This is a genomic window from Phenylobacterium ferrooxidans (assembly GCF_042714595.1).
GTDB classification, from domain to species: Bacteria; Pseudomonadota; Alphaproteobacteria; order Caulobacterales; family Caulobacteraceae; genus Phenylobacterium; species Phenylobacterium ferrooxidans.
The window spans coordinates 1-24,496 of sequence record NZ_JAOTJD010000044.1 but is presented as its reverse complement, the minus strand read 5'-3'; the positions used below and the strand labels follow the sequence as shown (position 1 = coordinate 24,496).

The window sequence follows — 24,496 nt, the reverse complement described above, 5'->3', positions numbered from 1 at the left end:
AATCGATCACGTCTTATGGTTTTGGATCGTTTCGATCCAAAACCATCGTGATCTAGAGACTGGCCGGCCCCCTTCGGGGGGCCGAGCCGCCTGGCGCCATGCTGATCCTCGCGGGCCAAGGCAATCCCGGCGCCCAGTACGCCAAGAACCGTCACAACATCGGCTTCATCGCCGTGGACGAGATCGCCAAGCAATGGCGGTTCGGACCCGAGCGCTCGAAGTTTTCGGGCCTGGCCCGCGAGGGCGAGATCGACACGCCCGCCGGCCCTGTGAAGGCCCTGATCCTAAAGCCCCAGACCTTCTACAACGAGAGCGGCCGCTCGGTCGGCGCCGCCGTGAAGTTCTACAAGGCCAACCCGGCCGACGTGGTGCTGTTCTATGACGAGATCGATCTGGCGCCCGGCCGGTTCCGCATGAAGACCGGCGGCGGCGCGGCCGGCAACAACGGCGTCCGCTCGGTGACCGCCCATATCGGCCCCGACTTCCGCCGCGCCCGGCTCGGCGTCGGCCACCCGGGCCATCCCGAAAAGGTTCAGGGCCACGTGCTGTCGGACTTCCACAAGGTGGAGCAGCCCTGGGTCATCGACCTGCTGAAGGCCGTGGCCCAGGCCGCCCCTCTGCTGGCCGCCGGCGAGGACGACAAGTACCAGACTGAGGTCCTGCGCCTGGCCCCCGCCGACAAGGGCGACACCCGCCAGGCCCGCAGCCGCGGCGACAGCTGAGCCACCACAGTTGGGCGGCGCCAGCAGACGTGCTAGGTCGCGCCCTCGAATAGGAAACGGAAGTTCATGGCCCTGAAAGTCGCGATCGTCGGCCTGCCCAACGTCGGCAAATCGACCCTGTTCAACGCGCTGACCCAGACGGCGTCGGCCCAGGCCGCCAACTATCCCTTCTGCACCATCGAGCCCAACACCGGCGACGTGGCGGTGCCTGAGCCGCGCCTGGACGCCCTGGCCGCCGTCATCCCGTCCAAGGAGATCATCCCCGCGCGGATCAACTTCGTGGATATCGCCGGCCTGGTGCGCGGCGCCTCGAAGGGCGAAGGCCTGGGCAACCAGTTCCTGGCCAATATCCGCGACTGCGACGCCGTCGCCTTCGTCGCCCGCTGCTTCATCGATGACGACATCACCCATGTGGAGGGCAAGGTCGATCCGCTCTCCGACCTGGAGACCATCGAGACCGAGCTGATGCTGGCCGACCTGGAGAGCCTGGAGAAGCGGGTCAGCAACCTGGAGAAGCGGGCCAAGGCTGGCGACAAGGAAAGCGCCACGACCCTGCGCCTCGTGCAGCTGGCCCTGACCGAGCTGAACGCCGGCCGCCCCGCCCGCAAGGCGAAGGTCGCCGACGAGGACGACAAGGCCTGGCGCATGCTGCAGCTGCTGACCTCCAAGCCGGCGCTCTACGTCTCCAATGTCGATGAGGCGTCGGCCGCCGAGGGCAACGAGATGTCCCGCCTGGTGGCCGAGCGCGCTACTCGCGACGGCGCCGACCACGTCGCCATCTCCGCCCAGATCGAGAGCGAGATCGCCATGCTCGCCGCCGATGAACGCGCCGAGTTCCTGGAAACCCTGGGCCTCACCGAGCCCGGCCTCAACAAGCTGATCCGGGAGGCCTACCACCTGCTGGGCCTGCAGACCTATTTCACCGTCGGCCCCAAGGAGGCCCGCGCCTGGACCATCCACAAGGGTGACACCGCCCCCCAGGCGGCCGGGGTGATTCACACCGACTTCGAGAAGGGCTTCATCCGGGCCGAAACCATCGCCTATGAGGACTATGTCGGTCTCAAGGGCGAAGCCGGGGCTCGCGAGGCCGGGAAGTTCCGCCAGGAAGGCAAGGAATACGTCGTCCGCGACGGCGACGTCCTGAACTTCCGCTTCAACGTCTAGGACTCACGGCGACAGCCAGCGGAACGCCCGGGCGAGGAAGGCCTGGCCGTCCCGCTCCACCGGCGCGCCGTGCGCCATCAGCACCTTCGTGGTCGGCCATTCCAGGATGCGCCGCAGCGACGCCCGCGCCGCCGGGCGGTCTGAGAAGGCGACGCGGAACTTTCGTGGGACGGCGGGGTCGGCCTCCGTCATCAGGTCCAGCCGCGCCACCAGGGCCCGCCAGCCCTTGAACCAGCCGCGCGGGAACTGCTGGATCAGGTCAGTGAAGATCGCCGTGCCGCTCGCCCGGTGGAGGAACACCACCTCCTGGGTGATCCGAGAGCCCCGCACGATCACCTGTTCGAGCTCTCCCGCCCAGTCCGCGGGCGGGGTGTCGGTGAGGTCTGCGTCGAAGGCGAGGTCCGGCAGTTGGCCCCGCAGCCCCGGCGCGGCGTGGAACCGGGCGCTCGGATAGGCCGTCCGCCATTCGCTCAGGAAGAGATCGTGCAGAGAGTTGGGGCCGACCACGTGGCGCACCTCGCCCAGCACCTCGACGGCCGCCTTGAGGCCCGGGGTCAGCGCGACCGGCGAGATGACAAGGACACCGTCCCCGCCCAGCCGGATAACCACCATCCGCGTCGGATAGCGGAAACCGACCACCTCGACTTCCGGCCCGGCGGACAGCCAGATCTCCGGGCCGACGGGCTCCAGCAGCGGCGTGCTCATCGGATGGCCTCCAGCCCAGGGGAGCGCCGAAAACCATAGGACCGGCCATCCGAAGCGCCAACCCTGCTGGACATCCGCCGCGCCTCCCCTAGCTATGTCGGCGACAACGGGAGAGACATCATGGGTGAGTTTTCCAAGCTGGCCGGGGCCGACGGCTTCGAGTTCGCCGTCTATCGCGCGGCGCCCAGCGGCGCGCGCAAGGGCGGCGTGGTGGTCATCCAGGAGATCTTCGGGATCGACGAGCATATCCGGCGCGACGTCGATCGATGGGCCAGTCTCGGCTACGAGGCCATCGCGCCCTCGCTCTACGACCGCCGCGAGCCGGGCTTCACCGCCGGCCACGACCCCGCCGGCCTGACCGCCGGAGTCACCCACGCCCGCGCCACACCCCTGGACCAGGCGCTGGCCGACATCGCCGCCGTGCGCGACGCGCTGGCGGGCGCGGGCAAGGTGTTCGTGGTGGGCTATTGCTACGGCGGGTCGCTGACCTGGCTCTCGGCCTGCCAGCTCGAGGGCTTCGCCGCCGCCTCCAGCTATTACGGCAGCATGGTCCAGGCCAACGCCGACAAGACCCCCAAGTGCCCCACCATCGTCCATCTCGGCCGCAAGGACGCGGGCATCCCGGCCGACGACGTCAAGGCCGCCGTCCAGGCCCACAACCCGGACGTGGCGGTCTACATCTACGAGGACGCCGGCCACGGCTTCAACAACGAGGATCCGGAGCGGCTGAACCAGGCCAGCGCCGACCTCGCCCGCCAGCGCACCCTCGACATGTTCGCGGGCGCCTGAGCAGGTGGGCGAAACGATCCGCCTGACCAGCCGGTTCGACGGCTTTGAGCTGGCGGCCTATCACGCCCCCGTGGCGGATGCGCGCCGCGGCGGGATTGTGCTGATCCAGGAGATCTTCGGGGTCACCGACCACATCCGCGAACTGGCCGACGGCTATGCGGAGGACGGGTACGAGGTCATCGCGCCCAGCTTCTACGACCGCCTGCAGGCGGGCTTCGAGGCCGACTACAGCGCCGAGTCCATCGCCAAGGGGGTGGAGTACTCCACCGCCACGCCCTGGGACCAGGTGGCGGGGGATCTCCAGGCGGCCATCGACGCCCTGTCGCCTGCGGTTTTCGTCACGGGATTCTGTTGGGGCGGGGCGGCGACCTGGCTGGCGGCCTGCCGCTGCACGGGGATCTCGGCGACCTCGGCCTTCTATGGCCGCCGCATCAGCGAACTCGTGGGGGAGACGCCCAAGGTCCCGACGATCCTGCACTTTGGCCGCCACGACGCCTCCATCCCCCTGGAGAAGGTCGAGGAGATTCGCTCGGCGCATCCGGAAATTCCGGTCCACCTCTATGACGCCGGCCACGGCTTCGTTTCCGATCGCCGCGCCGACTACAACCCCGACGCCGCCCGGCTGGCCCGGCTGCGAACCCTGCAGGTGTTCATGAACAACGGCGGCGGCCGCGGCGAGATGTAGCCTATTCCTCGATGTGCTTGCGCGCCTCGGGGTCGCGCTCCAGCCACCGGGCCAGGACCGATTGAGCGGCGAGGATGCCGATGCCGGCGGCGTAGCCACCGAAGACAGCGGCCGGATACGGACCGCCCGTGGCCACCGAGGCCACCTGCCAATAGATGAAGCCCGCGGCGACGACCAGCAGGCCGACGCCGGTCAGCACCGAGACCGGGGTCTGGCCAAAGCCAGACAGGAAACTCATCCAGACATAGCGCGCCAGGACACGGCGCGCGGGCAGGATCAGCAGCGGCAGGGCGAAGCCGGCCAACAGGGCGGCGCCCGGCCAGACCAGGGCATGGCGGGCGATGACCGCCGGCCCGCCGGGCAGGACGCTGAAGGCGTGGACCACGGAACCGGCATAGATCAGGCAAGAGGCGGCCGCGCCCACGTCCTGCATGCGCCGAAAGTCTCGCCAGGCCTTGGTGAAGGCCACGTCAGCACCCACCGGCGCGCGGTGGGCAATGGATCGGGATGAGCATGCGCATTTATCGCCTAGGCCACCGGCCTTGGCTATGGTCAGGCGACCCTCGCCTCCGGGAATCGCCTGAGTGAAGCTCGTCCTGGCCCTCGCCGCCCTGTGGCTCGCCCCGGCGTCCGCGCAAGCGGCGGGATGCTGGCTGGAGCACGGCGTGGTGGTGGTCCCGGCCAACGTGGGCGGGGTGGCGGGCGACTACATCCTCGACACCGGCAGCCCCACCACTCAGCTGCACGAGACCCGCGCCCAGATGGCGGGCCTGCCACCGGCGTTTCGGGGCCAGGTGCGGGTCGATGGCCTGAAGCTGGTGGACCGGCCAGTGGTGGTGGTGGACCTGGACGCCCGGACCTACGCCTTTCCCACCCCCATCGCCGGGGTGATCGGGGCCGACCTGCTGTCAGCCTATGTGGTGGACGTCAGCTTCGCGCCCTGCCGTGTGGAGATCTGGCCGGCGGCCAAGGCTCCGAGGTTCGGGGCCGAGAGCAGCCTTGCCATGGCCATGGCCGGCGGATCGCCGGTGGTGGACGCCGCGGTGGCGGACGGCCCCAGGACGGCCGTGGGCGGCTTTGTGGTCGCGACGGGCCTCGACAGCAGCGTGCGGCTCAGCGAGGCCCTGGCGAGCGTCCCTGGGGCCCGGGCGGAGGATGTGGCGCCCTACGGCCGCCTGCGCGCCGAACTCCGCGCCCTGTCCTTCGCCGGTCAGCTGTTCGAGATGCTGAAGGCCGGCCTCCAGCCGCAGGTCACGGGCGCGGTGGGTGCGATCGGTCCGCCGGTGCTCGCGCGGTGGTCGCTGCGGTTCGACTTCCCGCGCGGACGGCTGCTGCTGCGCCGCCCTTAGACCCTTTCCGAATCAGGTTGAATCAACCTGATCGGATAAAAGGGATCTATCTTCTTCAATCTAGAGCATGTCCGGGCGGCGAACCGGCGCCCACTTGCGCCTGACATGCTCTAGGAGATGGGCGTGAGCCCAGCCCAGGTGATGAGGAACTCCGGCAGGATGGGCAGGACGTCGATGGCGGCGTGCAGAAGGACCACCAGCAGCAGGCTGCGGGTCCGGGCCCAGATCACCCCCAGCATCAGGGCCACGGGCGAAAGGGCGCCGATCGTATAGGCGATCACTTCGAACAGGTCGGTGGAATGGCCCTGCTCGCCAGGTGCGCCGCGCAGGTAGAGGCCGGGCACATGGGCCAGGGCGAACACCAGGGCTCCCAGGACGACGGCGCCGGTCTCGCTGCGAAGGACGGCGGCCAGGCGGGTCTGCAGCACCGCGCGGAACAGGAATTCCTCGGCGAGGCCTGCCTCGAGGGCGATCCAGACAAAGGCCGCCGGGGCGGCCCAGGCCAGGACCTGGAGCCCGGGTCGCAGCTCACCGATCTGCTGCAGGCTGGGGCTGACCACGCTGAGCAGGGCCAGGAAGATCACCCCCATGACGATCAGGGTGGGCCAGAAGCCCTTGCGATCCATGCCGGTGGAGAACAGCGGCGCCACCCGGCCGCCCAGGGCCAGCAGGATCAGGGCCGGGATCGCGACATGGACCACGAGCTTGGCGGCCAGGACCACCAGGTCGCGGGCTTGGCCTTCCGGCATGGCGGCCTTCAGCGCCCCCATGCCCCAGCCGAGGAAGCCCACCGCGTAGATCACCATGAAGATCAGGACGGCGGCGAGTTCGACCTTGGGCCGCCGCACCCTGACAGGGGGCGGATCGGACCTGCGCGTCAGGGCCCAGGCGACGCCCGAGAGCAGGATCCCGAACACCCCCAGGGAAACCAGGGGGAAGGTCCAGTCAGCCTGCTTGAAAAAGAGATAGGCGAAGGCCGCGCCCCAGAGGACGCCGTAGATCGCCAGATATCCGGGGGCGCGGATGCGCCCCTCACCGGCCGCCATGCGGGCCCCTCCCGATCCGTCCCCTGCCTATCGGCGGACGCCCACCCCGGGGCAACTTAGCAATTGTTCATGGGCCGGAAACGAAAAAGGCCCCGGTTCTCACCGGGGCCATGGATCGTGCTCGAAAGGACGGCGCGCCTAGTGGGCGACGTTCCTCCAGATGCGGCGGTAGCTGACCCACAGCAGACCCGCGAAGATCAGCAGATAGATCATGGCGGCCACGCCGAACTGCTTGCGTTCGGTCTGCTTGGGCTCCGACGCCCAGGCCAGGAAGGCCACGACGTCCTTGGCCTGCTGGTCGAGGGTCGACTTGGTGCCGTCGTCGAAGGTCACCTTGTCGGCTTCCAGCGGCGGGGCCATGGCGATGAAGCCCCCGACCGGAACGTGGCCCTTGCCCTTGTAGAAGGCGCTGACGTCGCCGGGCATGTAGGGGTTGTAGTATTGATTCGGCGGCACTTCGAGACCCGCCGGCGGCGCCTGGTAGCCGGTCAGGATCGAGTAGACGTACTGCGCGCCCTGGGGCCGCGCCTTGATCATCACCGACAGATCCGGCGGCAGGGCGCCGCCGTTGGAGGCCCGCGCCGCGGCTTCATTGGCGAAGGGGCTCGGGAAGGTGTCGGCCGAGGTAGCGGTCCGCTGGACGACGTCCCCGGTTTCAGAGTCGATGTCGTTGACCTGGTAGTCCTTGGCGATCGACTTCACATAGGGATTGTCGTTCGGGTTCGGGTACTTGTCGTCATAGAAGGGGCCGCTCTTCTGGCCCAGATTGCGGAAGCTCAGCAGGCTCATCGAGTGACAGGCCGCACAGACCTCCCGATAGACCTTGTAGCCCCGTTGGACCTGGGCCTGATCGAACTTGCCGAACGGACCTTCAAAGCTCCAGGAAGCCTGGCGGGGCTCCTTGGGGCCTGCGGAGGCGAAAGCCGGGCCGGCGACGAAAGCGAGCCCGAACGCCGCGAGAATAAGACCTTTGCGCAGCATAGGTGGCTCAGCCCCTCTTTTCAGGCGAAGCCGCGGCGCCGGCCGGCGCGTTGGCGGGATGCGACAGCACCGGCGCGGAGATTGATTCCGGCTGGGGCAGCGGGGTCTCGGTGAGGCCCAGGATCGGCAGGATGACCACGAAGTAGCCGAAGTAGTAGGCCGTCGCGACGCGGGACAGCCAGACCATCGAGTTGAGGTCCGCGTCCAGCAGCTGGAAGGTCGAGATGCCGGGGATCACGGGATCATCCGGCAGGCGGCCGCCGCAGTAGCCCAGGATCAGACAGGCCAGGACGAAGAGGCCGAAGTAGAGCTTCGCCGTCGGACGGTAGCGCATGGAGCGCACCTTGGAGGTGTCGAGCCAGGGCAGGACGAACAGCATGGCGATGGCGCCGAACATCAGCAGCACGCCCATGAGCTTGTCCGGCACCGCCCGCAGGATCGCGTAGAACGGCAGGAAGTACCATTCCGGAACGATGTGGGCGGGGGTGACCAGGGGGTTGGCGGGAACATAGTTCACCGCGTCACCCAGGGCGTTGGGCTGGAAGAACACGAAGGTGGCGAACATCAGCAGGAAGAGCGAAATCGCGAAGCCGTCCTTCACCGTGTAGTACGGATGGAAGGGGACGGTGTCCTCCTTGGACTTCACGTTCACGCCGGTGGGATTGCCGTTGCCGGGCACGTGCAGCGCCCAGATGTGCAGGATCACCACGCCGGCGATCATGAACGGCAGCAGGAAGTGCAGCGAGAAGAACCGGTTCAGGGTGGCGTTATCCACCGCGAACCCGCCCCACAGCCAGGTGGTGATGGACTCGCCGACGATCGGCAGGGCGCCGAACAGGTTGGTGATCACCACCGCGCCGTGGAAGCTCATCTGGCCCCAGGGCAGGACATAACCCATGAAGGCCGTGGCCATCATCAGCAGGTAGATCACGCAGCCGAGGATCCACAGCACCTCCCGGGGGGCCTTGTAGGACCCGTAGTAGAGGCCGCGGAACATGTGGATGTAGACCGCGATGAAGAACATCGAGGCCCCGTTGGAGTGCATGTAGCGCACCAGCCAGCCGTAGTTCACGTCGCGCATGATGCGCTCGACGGAATTGAAGGCGTGATCGACGTGCGGGACATAGTGCATGGCCAGCACGATGCCGGTCACGATCTGGATGCCCAGGCAGACCGCCAGGATGCCGCCGAAGGTCCACCAGTAGTTCAGGTTCTTCGGGGTCGGGAAGTCGATGACGCTGTCATACGCCAGGCGCACGATCGGCAGTCGGGTGTCGAGCCAGCGCTCGAAGCCGGTCTTCGGCTCGTAGTTGGAATGTCCGCTCATCGTTTTCAGCCCACCTTGACCTTGGTGTCCGACAGGAAGGCGTAGTCCGGCACCGCCAAGTTCGTCGGCGCGGGACCTTTCCGGATGCGACCGGAGGTGTCGTAGTGCGAGCCGTGGCACGGGCAGAACCAGCCGCCGTACTCACCGCCGCCGAAGGTCGGCACGCAGCCCAGATGGGTGCAGGTGCCGATCAGGATCAGCCATTGGGCCTTGCCGGGCTTGTGGCGTTCCTCGTCGGTCTGCGGATCGCGCAGGTCGGCGTTGTCGTCCTTGATCGCCTCGGCGATCTCCTTGCCCGTCCGGTTCCGGATGAACAGCGGCTTGCCGCGCCACTTGATGGTGACCTGCTGGCCAGCTTCGACCTTGGTCAGGTCGAATTCCACCGAGGCGAGGGCGAGGGTGTCGCCGGCCGGGTTCATCTGGTCGATGAACGGCCAGGCCAACGCCCCAACCGCGCCCACGGCCATGACGGCCGCGGCGATGTGAATGAAATCACGCCGGTTCGGGTCTTCGCCCGAGGCATGAGGATCGGGGTTTGCGCCCACCACGGTGTCGGCCACCTTAAAGCTACCCTTCGCTTGCGGCCGCGACTTTGCGCCGAGACCCGTCTTCGACCCTGCCAGACGTTCTGGTAAGGGCCATTCGGAATTCAATGCTGGAGCAGGTCGAATTGCCGGAAGTTACAGCGATCGCGCGTTGCGGCCGCCCCTTCCGTGATTCGCGCCTAGCCCCGGCCAATCCCGTAGGCTGGATCGCTTAGAATGCTGCTGGCGCTTTTTCAACCGGACATTCCGCAAAACCTTGGAGCGGCGTTACGTCTCGGCGCCTGCATGGGGGTCGGAATTCACGTCATAGAGCCCTGTGGCTTCCCGCTTTCCGACCGTGCGATCCGCCGCGCGGCCCTCGATTATGGTGAGCCGGGCGAAGTGACGCGGCACCCCGGATGGGCCGATTTTACGCAAAACAGGCCCGGACGCATCGTTCTGTTCACAACCAAGGCCGCCGAGCCCCTGCACGCCTTCGCCTTCCAACCCGACGACGTGCTGCTGTTTGGGCGCGAAAGCGCGGGGGTTCCCGACGAGGTTCACGAGAGCGCCGACGCGCGGGTTTATATTCCGCTGATACCTGGAATGCGTTCCCTGAACGTCACGGTCTCGGCGGCGATCGGCCTTTCCGAAGCGTTGCGCCAGACCGGCCAATTTCCTAAGCCACCGGCATGAGCAGCCTTCCTCCCGAAATTGAAGACCGTCGCGCCCGCGCCAAGGCGTGGTTCGAAGACCTGCAGATCCGCATCGTCGCCGAGCTGGAGCAACTGGAGGCCGAGGCGCCCCCGGAGCTCTATCCCGAGGAGCCCAAGCGATTCGACATGCGCCCCTGGACCCGGGAGACCGGTGTCGGCGGCGGGGTCGGGGGGCACTTCAAGGGACGCCTGTTCGAAAAGGCGGGGGTCCACACCTCGGCGGCCACCAGCCGCTTCTCGCCGGAAATGGCGGCCCAGATGCCCGGCGCCGACAAGGACCCGTCCTATGTCTCGGCCAGCATCAGCCTGATCATCCACCCGCGCTCGCCGCGGGTGCCCACCGTCCACATGAACACCCGCTTCCTGTCGACCGCCGAAAGCTGGTTCGGCGGCGGGGCCGATCTGACACCGATGGTCGACGAGCAGCGTAGCGAGGAGGCCGACGACGCCGTCCTGTTCCACGCCGCGATGAAGGCGGCCTGCGATCCCTTCGATCCCGACTGGCACGCCAAGTACAAGGTCTGGTGCGACGAGTACTTCTACCTGCCGCACCGCAAGGAGACCCGTGGGGTCGGCGGTATCTTCTACGACCGGCACAATTCCGGCGACTTCGAGAAGGACTTCGCCTTCACCCGCGCCGTCGGCGAGGCCTTCCTGGAGGTCTATCCCAAGATCGTCCGACACCGCATGAGCGAACCCTGGACCGAACAGGACCGGATGGAGCAGCTGGTCCGCCGCGGCCGCTACGTCGAGTTCAACCTGCTCTACGACCGCGGCACCATGTTCGGCCTGAAGGCGGGAGGAAACATCGACACGATCCTCTCCTCCATGCCCCCGATGGTGGCCTGGCTCTGACCCCTCTGGCGGCGGCCGGCTAGATCGCCGGCTTCATTGTCGCCATCTCGGCCTTGAGGTCGTGGCTGGGCACCTTGGCCCCGCCGGACGCCGGGCATTTGGCGCCGGTGTCGATCCAAGCCTGGAAGAGTTCGCCCAGCTGCGCCTGGGTTCCCGGCGCGGGGGTCCGGCCAAGGCCGGGGTCCCAGCCCCAGGCCACCAGTTCGTCCCCGGCCATGTGTTCCTGGATCTGGGCCAGGGTCTTGCCGCCGTTGCGGGCCGGATCCTTGAGCTGAGCGCAGATCTCGCCAAGCGTCTTGCCCTGCCAGGCCATGGAGGCCGGCGCCAGCGCCCACTTCGGGTTGCCGGGGATGGTGACGATGTGAGTCCCGCCCACCCAGACGTTCTTGGCGGTGTGGCAGGAGGCGCAGCTCAGCCCCTCTCCATGACCATCCTCTCCGCGCGACACCACCGGCATGTGCGGATGGCGGTCGTCGCCCTGGGCGGGGCGGTCCACGGGATGACAGTTGGCGCAGCGGGGATGGGTGATGACCTTGCCGGCCTCCTCGAAGAGGGCGACCGAGCGTGCGTTCTTGTCGGCGATGCTGTTGAACGAGGCTGCGGGCTTCAGGGAGGTCCGCTGCTCCATCTCGGCCAGGACTGAGGCGGCGGTCTGGCTGGGCGCGGTCTGGGCCTGGGCGGTCAGTGTCGCGGCGGCGACGAGACCGGCCGCGCCGAGGGACATAAGCAGGGCGCTGGCGTGGCGCATGAGGCGATTTCCGGCCGGCGCGGAAGCGGCGCCTTATCCAGAACGTCAGGACCGGCGAAGCGTTGCTTCCTCCAGAAATCGCTGGATCCAGCCTCCGACCCGGGACCGGTCGTCGGGCTGTTCGAAGGACAGGATCGCCTGGTCGGCCTGGGCGTCGGTATAGCGGCTGCCGCGGCGGCTCTCGATCAGGGCGCGGGCGTAGGCGGGCTCGAACTCCGGATGCAACTGCAGGGAAATCGCCGGCTGGTCGCCATAGGCCAGCATGCCGAAGGGGGTGAACGCGTTGGCGGCGATCACCCGGGCGCCCGGCGGCGCCTCAACCACCTGGTCCTGGTGCGAGGCGGGGATGCTGAAGCGGGGGGCGTCCATCCAGGCCTCGGGCTGGCGGACCTCATAGCGGTGCAGGCCCACCCCCCAGCCCTTGGGGGACTGGATCACCTTGCCGCCGAAAGCCTCTGCCATGATCTGGTGACCGAAACAGACGCCCACCATCGGCGTCCCCTTCGCCGCGCGCAGGAAGTCCTTCAGCGGCTCGATCCAGGGCAGCGGGTCGTAGACGCCGGCCGATGAGCCGGTGATCAGATAGGCCGCGCAGGCGTCTGTGCTATCGGGGAGCTCCCCCGCCTGAATGTCGAAGGTAGCGTAATCGTAGGCGTCCTGGCCGAACAGGGCGCGGAACATGGCGGGATAGTCGCCGAACTGGTCGACGTCCTTGGGCGGGGCGCCCGTCTCGAGGATCCCCAGCCTCAATAGGCCATGCCCTGGGCCACCGCCTTCAGCTTCTCGATGGCCGAGAACTTGTCGTCGATGAAGTCGTGATCGATCCACCAGTCCTCCACCTCGCGCAGCACCTGGCCCACCATCGGGCCCTTGGGCACGCCCGATTGGATCACGTCCTCGCCGGTCAGCGGGAACGGCGGCGGCGACCAGCTCTCGGCCAGGGCCAGCAGGCCCCGCCACTGGTGCGTGACCGAGGTGCGGCCCGACTTCGCCCAGGCCAGTTTCACCCGGTCGGTGAGCGCCCGCAGGCCGATGGCGTAGACGGCGCGGCGGATTTCGCGGGGGCTCATCCAGCTGGTGATGCGGGGCGTCTTGCCGACGGCCGCCACCAGGCGGTCGCGAACCTCGTTGGAGAGCCGCAGGCGCTCGGAGATCTGGGCCGCCCCGACCTGGTCCTCGGGGATCAGGGTCGCCAGCCGCAGTATGGGGTCGTTCTCGAACAGCTGGTCGGTCTCGATCTCGACAAGCTGGTTGAAGGCGGCCAGGTCCTTGGCGCAGGGCAGGATCGTCCCAAGCACCCCGGTCTGCGCCATCAGCGCCATGGCAGGACGCGGTTCCTCGGCGGCCAGCAGCTTGGTGAGCTCCTTGGCGGTGCGCTCGGCGGGGCGGCCGGAGAGGGATTCCTTCAGGGCCTTGCAGGCGGCCAGCGCCTTTTCGTCGGCGTCGCCCTTGCCGTACCACGCCTGGAACCGGAAGAAGCGCAGGATGCGCAGATAGTCCTCGCGAATGCGGGTCATGGCGTCGCCGACGAAGACGATGCGGCCCGCCTTGCCGTCCTCGATCCCCCTGCCCGTAGGGTCAAAGAGCGTCCCGTCGCGGTCGGCATAGACGGCGTTCAGGGTGAAGTCGCGGCGTTGGGCGTCCTCGGTCCAGTCCTGGGTGAAGGCCACCACCGCGCGGCGGCCGTCGGTGGAGACGTCCCGGCGCAGGGTGGTGATCTCGAAGGGCTGACTGTCGGCCACCGCGGTGATGGTGCCGTGCTCGACCCCCGTCGGTACGGCCCTGATCCCCGCCTCCTGCAGGGCCTCGGTGATCTGGTCGGGGGTGAGGGTGGTGGCGATGTCGATGTCTTCGATAGGCCGATTCAGCAACGAATTGCGCACACAGCCCCCCACGAAGCGCGCGCAGCCGGTGAAGCCGCGCGCCTCCAGGGCGTCCATCACGGCGACGACCTGCGGGGTCTTCATCCAGGGCTGTTGGCCAATGTTGTCGGTCATGGCGTCTGGGGCGCTCTCTTCTCGAAATGGCCGGGGGTGATGCGCCCGTCGGGGGCGGCCTCGGCGGGGACATAGACCTGGCCGCGGTTGTCGCCATGGAACACAGCCGTGGCCATCAGCGAAACCCCCATCAGCACCGCGCCCGCGGCGAACAGCCAGGCCCAGGGGGTGGATCCCATCTCCCGCCCGGTGCGCCGGGCGACCTCGCGCCACAGGAACCAGAGGCCGAAAGGCAGGGCCACGAGCAGGGCGCGGCTGGCGAGGACCTCAAGCAACGGCCGCGCCGTAGAGCCGCTCATAGAGCCCCCGCAACACCCCGGCGGTCGCGCCCCAGATGAAGCGCTCGGCGTGGGTCATGGCGTAGAACCTGCGTTTTTCCCCGGTCGGCGCCTCACGTTCGTGCTCCTCGTGATTGGCGGGATCCATCAGGAAACCGAAGGGCGTCTCGAAGATGTCGGCCACCTCGGCCGGATTGGCGGTGAGCGTGAAGCCTTCACGGACAAACCCCACCACCGGGGTGATCAGGAAGCCGGTCCCGGTGACATAGGGTGAGGACAGCCCCGCCAGCATGACGTAGTCGGGGTGCAGGCCCACCTCCTCGTGGGCCTCACGCAGGGCGGTCCGCCAGGGCGTCTCCCCCGGATCGCGGCGGCCGCCCGGCAGGGCGATCTGGCCGGTATGGCGACGCAGGGTGTCGGCCCGGCGGGTCAGGATCACCGAATAGGCCCCTTCCCGCTCGACCAGTCCCACCAGCACCGAGGCGGGGGTCAGTGCGGCAGGCGGGTCTCCGTACTGGCCCGACAGGTCGAAGTCCGAGCGGGTCGCTCCGGACACGGGCTCACGCTCCTCCAGGGGATCGAGGTGAGCCATGATCCAGTCGCGGGTGGCGGTCGACGCCTGGGCCGGGTTCACGGAAGGTGCGCTCCGGCCGGACCCACCGGGAACCAGGCGCCGCCGGAGGCGACGCCCAGGCGCAAGCCTTCGGGCGTCTCGCGCTCCTCTGCGAGCTCCACGAGTTCATAGAAGACCGGCCGGGCGATCAGCGCCTCCAGGCCCCGGCGGACGTGGAGGTAGGGGCGCGGCTCGCCGGTGGTGGCGTCCATCTCGACGCGGATTTCGTTCTCAGGGCCCGCCTCGACCTCGTCGCCGACATTGGTGAGGAATTTCAGGGTGTCACCTACCTTATCGACGCGCACGGCGATGAAGGGGGCGTCCTCCACCGTGATCTTCATCTTCTCCACCGGGGTCACCAGGTGGAAACCGTCGGGGTCCTTGCGCAGGACGGTGGAGAACAGGCGCACCAGGGCCTCGCGGCCGATGGGCGTGCCCTCGTGGAACCAGAGGCCGTCCTTCTTGATGACGATGTCGATATCGCCGCAGTGGGTCGGATGCCAGAGGTGCACGGGCGGCAGGCCGCGGCCCGGCGCCTGCTTGGCGGCGGCGATCACGCCTTCGAGGCCGGTCTTGCTGGGCGTTTCGGTCATGGATCCAAGGTAGGGCGCGTGGCGGCCCGCCTCAAGCGCGACCCTAGGTCAGGGCGCGACCACGAGGCCGGAAAGGTTGTCCGCGCCGCCCTCACGCAGCGGCCGCACGAGCACGCGGCGCTGATCCACCGGTCCCGGCAGGCGCACGGCCCTGGCCGGGGCGGCGGAGAATCCGAAGCGGCCGAAATAGGGTTCGTCCCCCACCAGCAGCACACTTGCGAAGCCGGCGGCCTGGGCCGCCTCGCAGGCCCGCTGCACCAGGGCGCCGCCGGTTCCGAACTTGCGCACGTCGGCCGCGACGGCAAGGGGCCCCAGGAATATCGCCTCCGTCCCCCCGACCCGAATGCGGGTCATGCGCACACAGCCCACCAGGCGGCTCTCGTCCCAGGCGCAGAAGGACAGGTCCTGCCGGAACTCGGCGATCTCGCGGACCCGTTCGGAGACCTTGGTGAAGCGGCCCGGCCCGAAGGCGTGGTCCAGCAGAATCTCGATGGCCGGGCCATCCTGATCCTGTTCAAGCTTGAGGGTCGGCGCCTGCGCGGCGGCGGAGAGAGTCATGGGCATGGGATCTTCTTCGAAGTGCGACGGTCACCGGTCGCGCAACAATGCGCAGACCGGCGGGCGGTTCTAACTGGCGCGGCGGGCGCGCCCGGTTCGTCGCAGTCGTCGCATGACGTCAGGCCCGGAACTTCGATCAACAAGCGCGGCGATAGGGCCATGTGGCCTGCGCGTCAATCACGCGTTGCGAGCGCGGCCGTGGCGCCGCAAGGTCCGCCGCCCATGACCGAGACTCTCCCCGACGGCCCGGCCGAACCCGCCACCCTTCGCGAGCTGATGAAGCGGCGCGACTACGTGCTGTTCTGGATAGGTCGCGTCGGCGCGACCCTGGGGGTGCAGATCCAGAGCGTCGCCCTGGGCTGGCAGATGTACGCCGTGGCCCGCGAGACCATGGATGTGAAGCAGTCGGCCTTCTATGTCGGTATGATCGGCCTGGCCGCCTTCATCCCGGTCCTGCTGCTGTCGCCGATCGCCGGCGAGACCGCCGACCGCCACGACCGGCGCAAGGTGCTGCTGCTCTGCTACACGGGCGAGATCGCCACCGCGGTCACCCTGGCCCTGGCCTCGATCTACGATTTCGCCAGCATCCCGCTGCTGCTGGTGCTCTCGGCCCTGTTCGGCGCCAGCCGCGCCTTCATGGGCCCCTCAGCCACCGCGCTGGCTCCCATGCTGGTGCCGCGCAGCCTGCTGCCCCGGGCCATCGCGCTGAATTCCCTGGCCTGGCAAGGGGGCTCCATCGTCGGCCCGGCCATCGGCGGCCTGCTGCTGGCCCACTCCACCGGCCTCTCCTACTCCGTCACCACGGTGCTCTACGGCCTGTCGTTCGTGTGCGTCTTCATGATCCGCGCCGTGACCAAGCCGATCGTCCAGGCGGGCTCCCGCTGGGCCCTGATCAAGGAGGGGCTGGTCTATACCTGGACCAACAAGATCGTCTTCGGCGCCATCTCGCTGGACATGTTCGCCGTGCTCCTGGGCGGAGCGACAGCCCTGCTGCCGGTGTTCGCGCGCGATGTCCTGCATGTCGGGCCAGAGGGCTTTGGCCTGCTGCGGGCAGGCCCGGCCATCGGCGCCACCCTGGTGGCGGTGGTCCTGGCCACCCGGCCGATCCGCCAGCACGCGGGGCTCACCATGTTCGCGGGCGTGGCGGTGTTCGGAATGGCCACCATCGTCTTTGGCCTCTCAAAGTCTCTGCCGCTCTCGGTGGCGGCCCTGGCCGTCCTGGGGGGCGCTGACATGCTCAGCGTCTATGTCCGCCAGACCCTCGTGCAGATCGTGACCCCCGACCACATGCGCGGCCGGGTGGCCGCCGTATCGTCGCTGTTCATCGGGGCGTCCAACGAACTGGGGGAATTCGAGAGCGGCGTTGTCGCCCGGTTCTTCGGTCCCGTGGGCGCGGCGGTTTTCGGTGGCGTTGGCGCGTTGATCGTGACCGGCGTCTGGGCGAAACTGTTTCCAGCCTTGCGCAAGGCCGACAGGCTCGAATAACAGTCTGCGAATTATATTTCAGGGAGATTGGTTCATGGGTGCTCTTTCAGGCAAAGTTGTTCTTGTTACGGGCGGCGGCAACGGTATCGGCCGCGATTGCGCTCTGATCGCCGCGCAGGAAGGCGCGAAGGTCGTCGTCAACGATTTGGGCGGCAGCCTGAAGGGCGAAGACGAAGGTTCGGCCGGTCCGGCTGAGTCCGTCGCCCAGGAAATCCGCGCCGCGGGCGGTGAAGCGGTTTCCAACTCCGACAGCGTCACCGACCTCGACGCCGTCTACGGCATGGTCGAGCAGGCCAAGAAGGAATTCGGCGGTCTGCACGCCGTCATCAATCCCGCCGGCATCCTGCGCGACGTGATGTTCCACAAGATGACCGAAGCCGAGTGGGACTCCGTCATCGCCGTCCACATGCGCGGCTCCTTCAACGTGGCCCGCGCCACCATCGAGCTGTTCCGCGAGCAGAACGACGGCGCCTACATGTTCTTCACCTCGACCTCGGGCCTGCTGGGCAACATCGGCCAGGCCAACTACGGCGCGGCCAAGATGGGCATCGCCGGCCTGTCGCGGATCATCGCCATGGAAGGCGCCCGCAACAACGTACGTTCGAACTGCGTGGCCCCGGTCGCCTGGACCCGCATGACCCAGTCGGTGCCGGTGAAGGATGAAGCCGCCGCCGCCCGTCGCGCCGTGATGGCCGAGAAGATTCGCGCCGACCAGCCGGCCCGCTTCTCGGTGGCCATGATCACCCCGGCCGCCGCCAGCGTCTCGGGCCAGATCTTCGGCTCCTCGGGCGAAACCATCACCCTCTACTCGCAGCCGCGGCCCATCGAGACCGTGACCAAGGAAGAGGGCTGGACCGTCGACAGCATCATCAAGGAAGCCATTCCCGCGATGGCGCCGAAGTTCTTCCCGGTCCAACGCCCGGCTCCGGCCCCGGCGCCCGCCGCGTAAGAACCGACGTTTCGACACGACGATCAGGACCCCGGTCGAAAGGCCGGGGTCTTTTTCATGCCTGCTGCAAGGCCTGCCACTGGTCCCGCGTCAGCTCCCAGTAGAGCGACCGACGGACCGTGCCATCGGGACGCACGCTGTCGCGCTCCCCCATGCGCACGAAGCCGGCCGCCTCGATGACCCGGGCGGAGCGGACATTGTCCAGGGCTGCGGTCAAACCCACCAGCCGCACCCCCAGGGCTTCGAACATCCAGCCGAACGACCGCGCCGCGCCCGCACCGCCCTGGCCGCGGCTCTGCAGGTCCGCGCGGCGTCCGCCGACGATCTCGGCCGAGGACCGGTCGGGCCAGACCGAGAATCGCGAATATCCGGCCACCTCGCCGGCCGGGTCCAGAGAGACGAACAGGATCGCCTCGCCCTTCTGGCGCAGGGCTTCGGCCTCCGCCACCCAGGCGCTCACCGTCTCGGCGTTGATCGGCCTGGGCAGGTCATAGATGGGTCCGGAGACCGCCGGATCGCTGAGCAGGGTCACGAGGCCCGCCACATGCTCGGGACCGGCCAGCACGCTGTCGGGAGAGCCTGGCTGGGCGGTCCGCACGGCCTGGCGGATCGCCGCCTCCTCCTCGGGGGTGGCCCTCAGGACCGTCTTCGGCGGCGCGCTCATCGGCTCCTCCCAGGGCGGGCTCTTGCTGGCCCGAAACTTGCGTAACCTTAACCGGTAGCCCGGAGTTTCGCATGTCTATTTCCGCCATCGGCGCCTCAGTGCTGGGCGCGCTCTTGCCCGCAGCCGCTGACGTGGTCAGCAAGCCCGCGAGCGCGGCGGACATCGCCGCCATGAAGGCCGCAGAGTCGAAGACCAGGACCCAGGCGACCCTCGACGCCATACGCGAGAAGGGAATCTACCAGTGGGCGCAGGAGGTGAAGGCCGAGAAGCTGAAGGAGAAGCTGCGCGCCGAGATCCTGGAATCCCGGGGCACAAGCGAGGGCGACCTGGCCAAGCTCGATCCCAAGCAGCGGGCGTCGACAGAGTCATCCATCGCGGAAGAACTTGCCCGGCGGATCAAGGAAGCCATGCTGGAAATGCTCGAGAACCAGGCCAAGGCCGATCCCGAGGGCAAACAGGCCGGCCCGGCGATCATCGACATCAAGGTCTAGCTCCGCGCGAGGCTCACCAGCGCCTGGTCGGTCAGGCGGCGCACCGTCCACTCCGTCTGCGCCCCGGCGCCCAGCCCGTCATAGAAGGCGATGGCGGGCGCGTTCCAGTTGAGCACCGCCCATTCCAGCCGCGCCAGACCCTGCGCCTCGCAACGCTGGGCCAGGGCCCGCAGCAGCGCCTTGCCCGCCCCCAGGCCACGCGCCTCCGGGACCACGAACAGGTCCTCCAGATAGATCCCGTGCCGGCCCCGGAAAGTCGAGTAGTTGTAGAACCAGATGGCGAAACCCACCGGCGCGCCGTCCTGCTCGGCGATGTCGCAGAACAGGCGCGGGGTCTCGCAGAACAGGTGACCGGCGAGATCGGCCTCCGTGGCCTCCACCTCGTGCAGCAGCTTTTCGTAGTCGGCCAGCGCCCGGACAAAACTCATAATGACAACGATGTCAGCAGCGACGGCGGGGCGGACAGTGACGGCCATGGCGGCTAGGCTTTCTTCTGGCTTGGCGAGGAGCGCATGGCGGTCTCACCCGAATTTCTCGACTACATCCTGGAGCAGCTGCAGCCCCTGGGCGGCGTCACCCACCGCCGCATGTTCGGCGGGGTGGGACTGTCGCGTCACGAGCTGTTCTTCGCCCTGATCGCGCAAGACACCCTCTACCTCAAGGTCGACGACGCCAACCGGCCCGACTTCGAGGCGGCCGGCTGCGAGCCGTTCAAGCCGTTCGGCGGCGACAAGGCGATGAGCTACTGGACCACGCCGCTGGACGCCCTGGAGGATCCCGAGGTCCTGGCCGCCTGGGCAGGCAAGGGCCTGGAGGCCGCCGCCCGCGCCAGGACAATGCCCAAGCGCAAGCCTAGCCGATGACCACGCCCGGCGGCGGGACGGAGTCCGCCGGCACGAAGAAGTCCGGCATCAATCTGGTGGTCGGATCGACGCGGTACTTGTCGAAGTCGCGCTCGCCCTCGGCGTAGAGGAAGCTGTCGTCGATCAGGAAGTTGCCGGTGAAGTCGCGGGCCGGCTTCTCGAAGATGGCGTGGGCGGCGTCGGCCATGATCTCGACCGTGCGGCACTGCTTCATCCCGTCGTCCCCAGCCAGGGCGAACTGGATAGCCGCCGTGGCGATCCCCGTGCGGGGCCACAGCGCATTGAAGGCGATGCCATCGGCCTTGAACTCCGACGCCATGCCCAGGACGCACATGCTCATGCCGAACTTGGCCATGGTGTAGGCCACGTGGCCCTCGAACCAGCGCGGGCTCATGTCCAGCGGCGGCGACAGCATCAGGACGTGCGGATTGGCGGCGTTCTTCAGATGCGGAATGCAGGCCTTTGAGGTCAGGTAGGTGCCGCGCGCATTGACCTCGTTCATCAGGTCGTAGCGCTTCATGTCGGTCTGCAGGGTGCCGGTGAGCTGGATGGCCGAAGCGTTGTTGACGCAGATGTCGATCCCGCCGAAGGCCGCCACGGTCTTCTCCACCGCCTCATAGACGCTGGCCTCGTCGCGGACGTCGACGATCAGCGGCAGGGCCTTGCCGCCCGCCGCCTCGATCTCCTTGGCGGCGGAGTAGATAGTGCCGGGCAGGTGCTTGTGCGGCTCGGCGGTCTTGGCGGCGATGGCGATATTGGCGCCGTCGCGAGCCGCGCGCAGGGCGATGGCCAGGCCGATGCCGCGGCTGGCGCCGGTGACGAAGAGGGTCTTGCCTTGCAGGCTCATAGCTTCACTCCGGTGGTCTCTTCGGACAGGGCCCAGAGGCGCTCGGCGCTTTCGGGGTCCAGGGCGTGGGGCATGACCCCGGCGTTGGGCTCCTCGCCCCAGGGCAGGGCCTGGGCCAGGTTTTCCAGGTAGAGGCCGCCGACGCCTTCCAGTTCGTCGCTGATCGCGGCCCAGACGCTGGTGGAGGCGCCCTGGGCGGGGGTCTTGAACCCTTCCCGGACCACGCCGTCCTCATTCATCCAGCCCATGGCGATCATTTCCTCGCGGGGCAGGTGCCGCTGCAGCGGCGTCATGATCCCGCCAGGCATGACCGCGTTGGCGGTTATCCCGAGGTCTGCGAAGCGCTTGTGGTAGCCGACCGCAAACAGGGAATTGGCGGTCTTGGACTGACCGTAGGATTCCCACTTGTCATACGCCCGCGTGCGATAGTGCGGGTCGTCCCAGTTGATGTCGCTGCGGCGGTGACCGATGGAGGACAGCGAGACCAGGCGCGCGGTGCGTCCCTCCTCGGCCCCGTTCATCAGCGCCCGGGCCAGCCCGATCCCCAGCAGGAAGTGGCCGAAGTGGTTGACGCCGATCTGCATCTCCAGATCGTTGGCGGTGTAGCTCTGCGGGCAGGCCATGACGCCGGCGTTGTTGATCAGGATATTGAGGGGCCTATCCCCCCAGGCGCTGACGAAGCCGGCCACGGAGGCCAGGTCGGAGAGGTCGAGCGCGCCGACCTTGACCCGGTCCACGCCGATGTCGGCGTTGATCTCGGCGGCGGCCGTCTCACCGGCCTGACGGTTACGCACGGCGATGGTGACCTCGGCGCCCGCCGCGGCGAGCGCGCGGGCGGTCTCGACGCCAATGCCGGTCGCTGCGCCGGTGATCACCACCGTGCGGCCGGTGAGGTCATGATCCTCGGCGATGACGGCGGCGTCGGTGAACGGCGAGAGGCCGGCGGTGATGCGGGCCATCTCAGCCGACCTTGGCGAAGTCGGGGGCGCGCTTCTCGGCGAAGGCGGCGAAGGCCTCCTTGGCTTCCGGCGACTTGAGCTGGGCGGCGAAGTGGCGGCCTTCCTCGTCCATGCGGTTGGCGATGGCCTCGCCGTCACGCATCAGGGCCTTGGTGATGACCACGGCGGCGGGCGGACGGGCGGCCACGGCGTCGGCGGCGGCCTTGGCCCGGGCGCGGAGCTGGTCGGTGGGGACCGCCGCATTGGCGATGCCCCAGTCGACGGCCTTCCTCGCATCCACGGCCTCGCCCAGCACGAACATCGAGAAGGCCCGCGCATGGCCGATCCGGGCCGGCAGGGTCAGGCTCGACGCCGCCTCCGGCACCAGGGCCAGATTGACGAAGGGCGTGGTCAGAAGGGCGTCCTCCGAGATGTAGACGAGGTCGCAATGCAGCAGCATCGTCACCCCGACGCCGACGGCCCGACCGTTCACGGCGGCCACCAGTGGGGTCTTGGCCCGCGCCAGGGCGGCCAGCAGCGGGTTGCCGCCGCGCCGCGCCTCATTGGCGCTGGCGTCGCCGGAATTGACGGCGGCGAAGTCCGTGAGATCGTTGCCAGCGGTGAACATGTCCCCATTGGCCTGGATCAGGACGCAGCGGACCTCCTTGTCGAACTCGGCCTGGTCGATGGCGTCGCCGAGCGCCTGGTACATGTCGCGGGTGAGCGCGTTCTTCTTCTCCGGCCGGTTCAGCGTCAGGGTCAGGACCCCGCCCGACTTCTCGCTCAAGACATGTTCGCTCATCGTCTGCTCCCTCGATTTCTTACGTCGTATATTAGGCCGCCGCGCGAGATGCGATAGCGCTGGCGCGGCGATTATCTTTGCGTCCTCGCCGGTCCGGGGACCTGGCTCGAACGGATGGACCAGCCTTGGGCGGGGGGCTCGATGAGGGCCTCTTCGAATCCATCCCGCATAGCCCACCACTCCGACCCGTGTTCCGTCATTGTCGCGCCACAGGTGCTCCGTATCAAACCTCAATACGGTCATGCGCGGCTCAGTTCAGGCGCCGTTCACGCCAAACTTGATTTGAAGGACGCAGGGGCGCTTAAGTCCGCCCAGAGGAACTACCCCAGGAGAGATCAGGACCATGAGGTCATTTGGAATCGGGCTTGCCGCGGCCCTGTTTGTCGCGGTGACGGCGCCCGCCGCCGTTGTTATGGCGGCCAAGAAGCCGGTCGAGGAAGTCACCGCCGCGTCCCGCACCCAGGGCATGGCCGAGGCCCCGGCCATCGCGAAAGCCGCCGGCATCGCCTGCACGGTCTCTGACGCCCGCTTCGTCGGCAAGATGAGCGACAAGAAGGCGAAGACGGAAACCAGCTATTACGAGATCGATTGCGACAAGGGTCTCGGCTTCATCCTGTCGAACGTGACCGGCGCCACGCCGACCGCCTTCACCTGCGTGGAAGCCAACAGCCCGCAGCCGGACGGCAAGCCCTCGACCCTGCCCTGCAAGCTGCCAGGCAACGCCGATCCCAAGTCCGATCTGGCCGGCTATATCGCCAAGGCCGGCATCGCCTGCACCCCCGATCAGGTGCGCGGCATCGGCCAGAGCGCCACCACCACCTTCCTGGAAATCTCCTGCGCGGCCGGCGACGGCTACGTCCTGAAGACAAGCGCCCCGGCCGACGAGGCCAAGCCGGTCGCGGCCGACAACTGCCTGCTTTATGACGACGCCGCCAGCAACATCAAATGCACCCTGCACGACAAGGCCCACCGCATGGCCGTTGTGGACACCCTGGTGGTCCAGTCGAAGAACGGCTGCACCATCAAGGACCGCCGCTATGCCGGCGTCTCCCAGGCGGGCGCGATCTTCTACGAGACCTCCTGCACCGACGGTAAGGGCTATCTCTACAAGGTGGAAAAGGGCCAGCTCGCCCAGACCTACCCCTGCGAGAAGGCCTCCATGGTGATGGGCGGCTGCGAGCTGACCGACGCCAAGGAAGCCGAAACCGCCCAGGCCGGCCTCTACACCAAGCTGGCCAAGTCGGCGGGCTTCGACTGCGAAGTCTCCAAGTACGCTCCCTTCCCCTCGCCGGCCGGTCTGGACGTGGTGGAGATGGCCTGCTCGAACCGTCCTGACGGCGCCGTCGGCGTCTTCGGGGGCCCCGGCGTGAAGGCAGTGGTCCATGACTGCGCCCGCGCGCCCGTCGCCGGCTACCGTTGCTCCTTCACCAAGCCCGAACTGGCCTTCCCGCTGGTGACCGCCGACCTGAAAAAGATGGGCAAGAACGACTGCGCCGTCTCGGCCACCCGCTTCATCGGCAAGACCACCAAGGGCACCGGCTACCTCGAAGTGGCCTGCGCCGACGGCCTGAAGGGCTACATCGTGGAATACACCCCGAGCCCGATGTCCGTCGTGGGCGTCATCGGCTGCGCCTTCTCGAAGGAGTGCAAGCTGCCCGGCAACGTCTAACACTTAAGACGTTCGACAAGATCGAGGCCCGTGGGTTCGTCCCGCGGGCCTTTTTCTTTGCCTAGAGCGGGCCGCGTTTTGACGGAATCGGGATTCCCAAATCAGGGCTGATCTGATTCATCCTCTCTGCTGGAGGAG

At 68.0% G+C, this 24,496-nt stretch carries 30 protein-coding genes; 12 read left to right on the top strand and 18 right to left on the bottom strand.

Features of this window, described 5'->3' with window-relative positions; genetic code table 11:
* Positions 1 to 98 precede the first annotated feature (98 nt).
* Both pth and ychF read left to right on the top strand, forming a co-directional pair.
* Positions 99 to 722, top strand: coding sequence for an aminoacyl-tRNA hydrolase (gene pth, locus OCL97_RS18880; RefSeq protein ID WP_304777375.1), 624 nt, complete (start codon positions 99 to 101; stop codon positions 720 to 722).
* A gap of 66 nt (positions 723 to 788) precedes the next feature.
* Positions 789 to 1,886 carry a redox-regulated ATPase YchF gene (ychF, locus tag OCL97_RS18875; protein ID WP_304777376.1) on the top strand — a complete coding sequence of 366 codons (1,098 nt, stop codon included), beginning with the start codon at positions 789 to 791 and terminating at the stop codon, positions 1,884 to 1,886.
* Positions 1,887 to 1,889: 3 nt separating this feature from the next.
* Here ychF and OCL97_RS18870 read toward each other — a convergent pair whose 3' ends face one another.
* Positions 1,890 to 2,591, bottom strand: a complete 702-nt coding sequence (locus OCL97_RS18870) for a DUF4336 domain-containing protein (RefSeq protein ID WP_377371322.1) — start codon at positions 2,589 to 2,591, stop codon at positions 1,890 to 1,892.
* Positions 2,592 to 2,711: 120 nt separating this feature from the next.
* On the opposite strand from OCL97_RS18870, the gene OCL97_RS18865 reads away from it, so the two are divergent.
* Both OCL97_RS18865 and OCL97_RS18860 read left to right on the top strand, forming a co-directional pair.
* Positions 2,712 to 3,380, top strand: coding sequence for a dienelactone hydrolase family protein (locus OCL97_RS18865; protein WP_377371321.1), 669 nt, complete (start codon positions 2,712 to 2,714; stop codon positions 3,378 to 3,380).
* Positions 3,381 to 3,384: 4 nt separating this feature from the next.
* Entirely contained in the window at positions 3,385 to 4,065 is a 681-nt protein-coding gene (locus OCL97_RS18860; RefSeq protein ID WP_377371320.1) for a dienelactone hydrolase family protein, read from the top strand.
* Between the two features lies 1 nt (position 4,066).
* On the opposite strand, the gene OCL97_RS18855 is transcribed toward OCL97_RS18860, so the two are convergent.
* Positions 4,067 to 4,534, bottom strand: a complete 468-nt coding sequence (locus tag OCL97_RS18855) for a hypothetical protein (RefSeq protein ID WP_377371319.1) — start codon at positions 4,532 to 4,534, stop codon at positions 4,067 to 4,069.
* A 115-nt stretch (positions 4,535 to 4,649) separates the two neighbouring features.
* Here OCL97_RS18855 and OCL97_RS18850 point away from each other — a divergent pair, with 115 nt between their 5' ends.
* On the top strand, positions 4,650 to 5,414 hold the full coding sequence (locus OCL97_RS18850) for a pepsin/retropepsin-like aspartic protease family protein (RefSeq protein ID WP_377371318.1): 765 nt from the start codon (positions 4,650 to 4,652) through the stop codon (positions 5,412 to 5,414).
* Positions 5,415 to 5,524: 110 nt separating this feature from the next.
* Here OCL97_RS18850 and OCL97_RS18845 read toward each other — a convergent pair whose 3' ends face one another.
* The 4 genes from OCL97_RS18845 to petA form a co-directional block, all read right to left on the bottom strand.
* Positions 5,525 to 6,460, bottom strand: a complete 936-nt coding sequence (locus tag OCL97_RS18845) for a CPBP family intramembrane glutamic endopeptidase (RefSeq protein ID WP_377371317.1) — start codon at positions 6,458 to 6,460, stop codon at positions 5,525 to 5,527.
* A 138-nt stretch (positions 6,461 to 6,598) separates the two neighbouring features.
* Positions 6,599 to 7,441, bottom strand: a complete 843-nt coding sequence (locus OCL97_RS18840) for a cytochrome c1 (RefSeq protein WP_377371316.1) — start codon at positions 7,439 to 7,441, stop codon at positions 6,599 to 6,601.
* A 7-nt stretch (positions 7,442 to 7,448) separates the two neighbouring features.
* The gene (locus OCL97_RS18835; RefSeq protein WP_377371315.1) at positions 7,449 to 8,768 is read right to left on the bottom strand and encodes a cytochrome b; all 1,320 of its coding nucleotides are present in this window, start codon (positions 8,766 to 8,768) and stop codon (positions 7,449 to 7,451) included.
* 5 nt (positions 8,769 to 8,773) lie between these two features.
* On the bottom strand, positions 8,774 to 9,328 hold the full coding sequence (gene petA / locus OCL97_RS18830; RefSeq protein ID WP_304777385.1) for a ubiquinol-cytochrome c reductase iron-sulfur subunit: 555 nt from the start codon (positions 9,326 to 9,328) through the stop codon (positions 8,774 to 8,776).
* Positions 9,329 to 9,529: 201 nt separating this feature from the next.
* Between petA and OCL97_RS18825 the strand changes: the two genes are divergently transcribed.
* Both OCL97_RS18825 and hemF read left to right on the top strand, forming a co-directional pair.
* Positions 9,530 to 9,988 carry a tRNA (cytidine(34)-2'-O)-methyltransferase gene (locus OCL97_RS18825; protein ID WP_304777386.1) on the top strand — a complete coding sequence of 153 codons (459 nt, stop codon included), beginning with the start codon at positions 9,530 to 9,532 and terminating at the stop codon, positions 9,986 to 9,988.
* A complete protein-coding gene (gene hemF / locus OCL97_RS18820) occupies positions 9,985 to 10,863 on the top strand; it encodes an oxygen-dependent coproporphyrinogen oxidase (protein WP_377371314.1) in 879 nt (292 codons plus the stop codon). Before OCL97_RS18825 ends, hemF begins: the two co-directional genes overlap by 4 nt.
* 19 nt (positions 10,864 to 10,882) lie before the next feature.
* Here hemF and OCL97_RS18815 read toward each other — a convergent pair whose 3' ends face one another.
* From OCL97_RS18815 to OCL97_RS18785, 7 genes are read right to left on the bottom strand one after another with little or no spacing between them, the layout of a single operon-like run.
* Entirely contained in the window at positions 10,883 to 11,611 is a 729-nt protein-coding gene (locus OCL97_RS18815) for an Isoquinoline 1-oxidoreductase subunit (protein ID WP_377371313.1), read from the bottom strand.
* Positions 11,612 to 11,656: 45 nt separating this feature from the next.
* The gene (locus OCL97_RS18810) at positions 11,657 to 12,361 is read right to left on the bottom strand and encodes a glutamine amidotransferase-related protein (RefSeq protein ID WP_377371312.1); all 705 of its coding nucleotides are present in this window, start codon (positions 12,359 to 12,361) and stop codon (positions 11,657 to 11,659) included.
* Entirely contained in the window at positions 12,358 to 13,608 is a 1,251-nt protein-coding gene (locus OCL97_RS18805; protein ID WP_377371311.1) for a CCA tRNA nucleotidyltransferase, read from the bottom strand. The genes OCL97_RS18810 and OCL97_RS18805 overlap by 4 nt, the downstream gene beginning before the upstream one ends.
* Positions 13,605 to 13,883, bottom strand: coding sequence for a hypothetical protein (locus OCL97_RS18800; RefSeq protein WP_377371310.1), 279 nt, complete (start codon positions 13,881 to 13,883; stop codon positions 13,605 to 13,607). The genes OCL97_RS18805 and OCL97_RS18800 overlap by 4 nt, the downstream gene beginning before the upstream one ends.
* Positions 13,876 to 14,478, bottom strand: coding sequence for an NUDIX hydrolase (locus OCL97_RS18795; RefSeq protein WP_377371343.1), 603 nt, complete (start codon positions 14,476 to 14,478; stop codon positions 13,876 to 13,878). Before OCL97_RS18795 ends, OCL97_RS18800 begins: the two co-directional genes overlap by 8 nt.
* Positions 14,479 to 14,516: 38 nt before the next feature.
* Positions 14,517 to 15,092, bottom strand: coding sequence for a DUF1285 domain-containing protein (locus OCL97_RS18790; RefSeq protein WP_377371309.1), 576 nt, complete (start codon positions 15,090 to 15,092; stop codon positions 14,517 to 14,519).
* A gap of 48 nt (positions 15,093 to 15,140) precedes the next feature.
* Positions 15,141 to 15,656, bottom strand: a complete 516-nt coding sequence (locus OCL97_RS18785; RefSeq protein WP_377371308.1) for a GNAT family N-acetyltransferase — start codon at positions 15,654 to 15,656, stop codon at positions 15,141 to 15,143.
* A gap of 216 nt (positions 15,657 to 15,872) precedes the next feature.
* Here OCL97_RS18785 and OCL97_RS18780 point away from each other — a divergent pair, with 216 nt between their 5' ends.
* Positions 15,873 to 17,135 carry an MFS transporter gene (locus OCL97_RS18780; RefSeq protein ID WP_304777394.1) on the top strand — a complete coding sequence of 421 codons (1,263 nt, stop codon included), beginning with the start codon at positions 15,873 to 15,875 and terminating at the stop codon, positions 17,133 to 17,135.
* Positions 17,136 to 17,169: 34 nt separating this feature from the next.
* Positions 17,170 to 18,084: an SDR family NAD(P)-dependent oxidoreductase gene (locus OCL97_RS18775; protein WP_304777395.1), complete on the top strand. Its 915-nt coding sequence runs from the start codon at positions 17,170 to 17,172 to the stop codon at positions 18,082 to 18,084.
* 55 nt (positions 18,085 to 18,139) lie between these two features.
* Here the strand turns inward: OCL97_RS18775 and OCL97_RS18770 are convergent, their stop codons facing one another.
* Positions 18,140 to 18,748, bottom strand: a complete 609-nt coding sequence (locus OCL97_RS18770) for a GNAT family N-acetyltransferase (RefSeq protein ID WP_377371307.1) — start codon at positions 18,746 to 18,748, stop codon at positions 18,140 to 18,142.
* A 71-nt stretch (positions 18,749 to 18,819) separates the two neighbouring features.
* Here OCL97_RS18770 and OCL97_RS18765 point away from each other — a divergent pair, with 71 nt between their 5' ends.
* Positions 18,820 to 19,239 (top strand): hypothetical protein, encoded by a 420-nt coding sequence (locus OCL97_RS18765; RefSeq protein ID WP_377371306.1) that lies wholly within the window; start codon positions 18,820 to 18,822, stop codon positions 19,237 to 19,239.
* Here the strand turns inward: OCL97_RS18765 and OCL97_RS18760 are convergent.
* Positions 19,236 to 19,715 (bottom strand): GNAT family N-acetyltransferase, encoded by a 480-nt coding sequence (locus tag OCL97_RS18760; protein WP_377371305.1) that lies wholly within the window; start codon positions 19,713 to 19,715, stop codon positions 19,236 to 19,238. The genes OCL97_RS18765 and OCL97_RS18760 overlap by 4 nt on opposite strands.
* Before the next feature lie 36 nt (positions 19,716 to 19,751).
* Between OCL97_RS18760 and OCL97_RS18755 the strand changes: the two genes are divergently transcribed.
* The gene (locus OCL97_RS18755; protein WP_377371304.1) at positions 19,752 to 20,102 is read left to right on the top strand and encodes a TfoX/Sxy family protein; all 351 of its coding nucleotides are present in this window, start codon (positions 19,752 to 19,754) and stop codon (positions 20,100 to 20,102) included.
* Here OCL97_RS18755 and OCL97_RS18750 read toward each other — a convergent pair.
* From OCL97_RS18750 to OCL97_RS18740, 3 genes are read right to left on the bottom strand one after another with little or no spacing between them, the layout of a single operon-like run.
* The gene (locus OCL97_RS18750) at positions 20,092 to 20,949 is read right to left on the bottom strand and encodes an SDR family oxidoreductase (protein WP_377371303.1); all 858 of its coding nucleotides are present in this window, start codon (positions 20,947 to 20,949) and stop codon (positions 20,092 to 20,094) included. The genes OCL97_RS18755 and OCL97_RS18750 overlap by 11 nt on opposite strands.
* Positions 20,946 to 21,908 carry an oxidoreductase gene (locus OCL97_RS18745; protein ID WP_377371302.1) on the bottom strand — a complete coding sequence of 321 codons (963 nt, stop codon included), beginning with the start codon at positions 21,906 to 21,908 and terminating at the stop codon, positions 20,946 to 20,948. Before OCL97_RS18745 ends, OCL97_RS18750 begins: the two co-directional genes overlap by 4 nt.
* Before the next feature lies 1 nt (position 21,909).
* Entirely contained in the window at positions 21,910 to 22,689 is a 780-nt protein-coding gene (locus tag OCL97_RS18740; protein WP_305337971.1) for an enoyl-CoA hydratase-related protein, read from the bottom strand.
* Between the two features lie 343 nt (positions 22,690 to 23,032).
* Here OCL97_RS18740 and OCL97_RS18735 point away from each other — a divergent pair, with 343 nt between their 5' ends.
* Positions 23,033 to 24,358: a hypothetical protein gene (locus OCL97_RS18735; protein ID WP_377371300.1), complete on the top strand. Its 1,326-nt coding sequence runs from the start codon at positions 23,033 to 23,035 to the stop codon at positions 24,356 to 24,358.
* Positions 24,359 to 24,496: the final 138 nt, after the last annotated feature.

What these genes read in the sequence shown, in the direction of transcription:
- pth (WP_304777375.1), top strand. Translation starts at nt 99, where the DNA reads ATGCTGATCCTCGCGGGCCAAGGCAATCCCGGCGCCCAGTACGCCAAG.
- ychF (WP_304777376.1), top strand. Translation starts at nt 789, where the DNA reads ATGGCCCTGAAAGTCGCGATCGTCGGCCTGCCCAACGTCGGCAAATCG.
- OCL97_RS18870 (WP_377371322.1), bottom strand. Translation starts at nt 2,591, where the DNA reads ATGAGCACGCCGCTGCTGGAGCCCGTCGGCCCGGAGATCTGGCTGTCC.
- OCL97_RS18865 (WP_377371321.1), top strand. Translation starts at nt 2,712, where the DNA reads ATGGGTGAGTTTTCCAAGCTGGCCGGGGCCGACGGCTTCGAGTTCGCC.
- OCL97_RS18845 (WP_377371317.1), bottom strand. Translation starts at nt 6,460, where the DNA reads ATGGCGGCCGGTGAGGGGCGCATCCGCGCCCCCGGATATCTGGCGATC.
- OCL97_RS18840 (WP_377371316.1), bottom strand. Translation starts at nt 7,441, where the DNA reads ATGCTGCGCAAAGGTCTTATTCTCGCGGCGTTCGGGCTCGCTTTCGTC.
- OCL97_RS18835 (WP_377371315.1), bottom strand. Translation starts at nt 8,768, where the DNA reads ATGAGCGGACATTCCAACTACGAGCCGAAGACCGGCTTCGAGCGCTGG.
- OCL97_RS18825 (WP_304777386.1), top strand. Translation starts at nt 9,530, where the DNA reads ATGCTGCTGGCGCTTTTTCAACCGGACATTCCGCAAAACCTTGGAGCG.
- hemF (WP_377371314.1), top strand. Translation starts at nt 9,985, where the DNA reads ATGAGCAGCCTTCCTCCCGAAATTGAAGACCGTCGCGCCCGCGCCAAG.
- OCL97_RS18815 (WP_377371313.1), bottom strand. Translation starts at nt 11,611, where the DNA reads ATGCGCCACGCCAGCGCCCTGCTTATGTCCCTCGGCGCGGCCGGTCTC.
- OCL97_RS18805 (WP_377371311.1), bottom strand. Translation starts at nt 13,608, where the DNA reads ATGACCGACAACATTGGCCAACAGCCCTGGATGAAGACCCCGCAGGTC.
- OCL97_RS18795 (WP_377371343.1), bottom strand. Translation starts at nt 14,478, where the DNA reads ATGGCTCACCTCGATCCCCTGGAGGAGCGTGAGCCCGTGTCCGGAGCG.
- OCL97_RS18790 (WP_377371309.1), bottom strand. Translation starts at nt 15,092, where the DNA reads ATGACCGAAACGCCCAGCAAGACCGGCCTCGAAGGCGTGATCGCCGCC.
- OCL97_RS18785 (WP_377371308.1), bottom strand. Translation starts at nt 15,656, where the DNA reads ATGCCCATGACTCTCTCCGCCGCCGCGCAGGCGCCGACCCTCAAGCTT.
- OCL97_RS18780 (WP_304777394.1), top strand. Translation starts at nt 15,873, where the DNA reads ATGACCGAGACTCTCCCCGACGGCCCGGCCGAACCCGCCACCCTTCGC.
- OCL97_RS18775 (WP_304777395.1), top strand. Translation starts at nt 17,170, where the DNA reads ATGGGTGCTCTTTCAGGCAAAGTTGTTCTTGTTACGGGCGGCGGCAAC.
- OCL97_RS18770 (WP_377371307.1), bottom strand. Translation starts at nt 18,748, where the DNA reads ATGAGCGCGCCGCCGAAGACGGTCCTGAGGGCCACCCCCGAGGAGGAG.
- OCL97_RS18765 (WP_377371306.1), top strand. Translation starts at nt 18,820, where the DNA reads ATGTCTATTTCCGCCATCGGCGCCTCAGTGCTGGGCGCGCTCTTGCCC.
- OCL97_RS18760 (WP_377371305.1), bottom strand. Translation starts at nt 19,715, where the DNA reads ATGGCCGTCACTGTCCGCCCCGCCGTCGCTGCTGACATCGTTGTCATT.
- OCL97_RS18755 (WP_377371304.1), top strand. Translation starts at nt 19,752, where the DNA reads ATGGCGGTCTCACCCGAATTTCTCGACTACATCCTGGAGCAGCTGCAG.
- OCL97_RS18750 (WP_377371303.1), bottom strand. Translation starts at nt 20,949, where the DNA reads ATGAGCCTGCAAGGCAAGACCCTCTTCGTCACCGGCGCCAGCCGCGGC.
- OCL97_RS18745 (WP_377371302.1), bottom strand. Translation starts at nt 21,908, where the DNA reads ATGGCCCGCATCACCGCCGGCCTCTCGCCGTTCACCGACGCCGCCGTC.
- OCL97_RS18740 (WP_305337971.1), bottom strand. Translation starts at nt 22,689, where the DNA reads ATGAGCGAACATGTCTTGAGCGAGAAGTCGGGCGGGGTCCTGACCCTG.
- OCL97_RS18735 (WP_377371300.1), top strand. Translation starts at nt 23,033, where the DNA reads ATGAGGTCATTTGGAATCGGGCTTGCCGCGGCCCTGTTTGTCGCGGTG.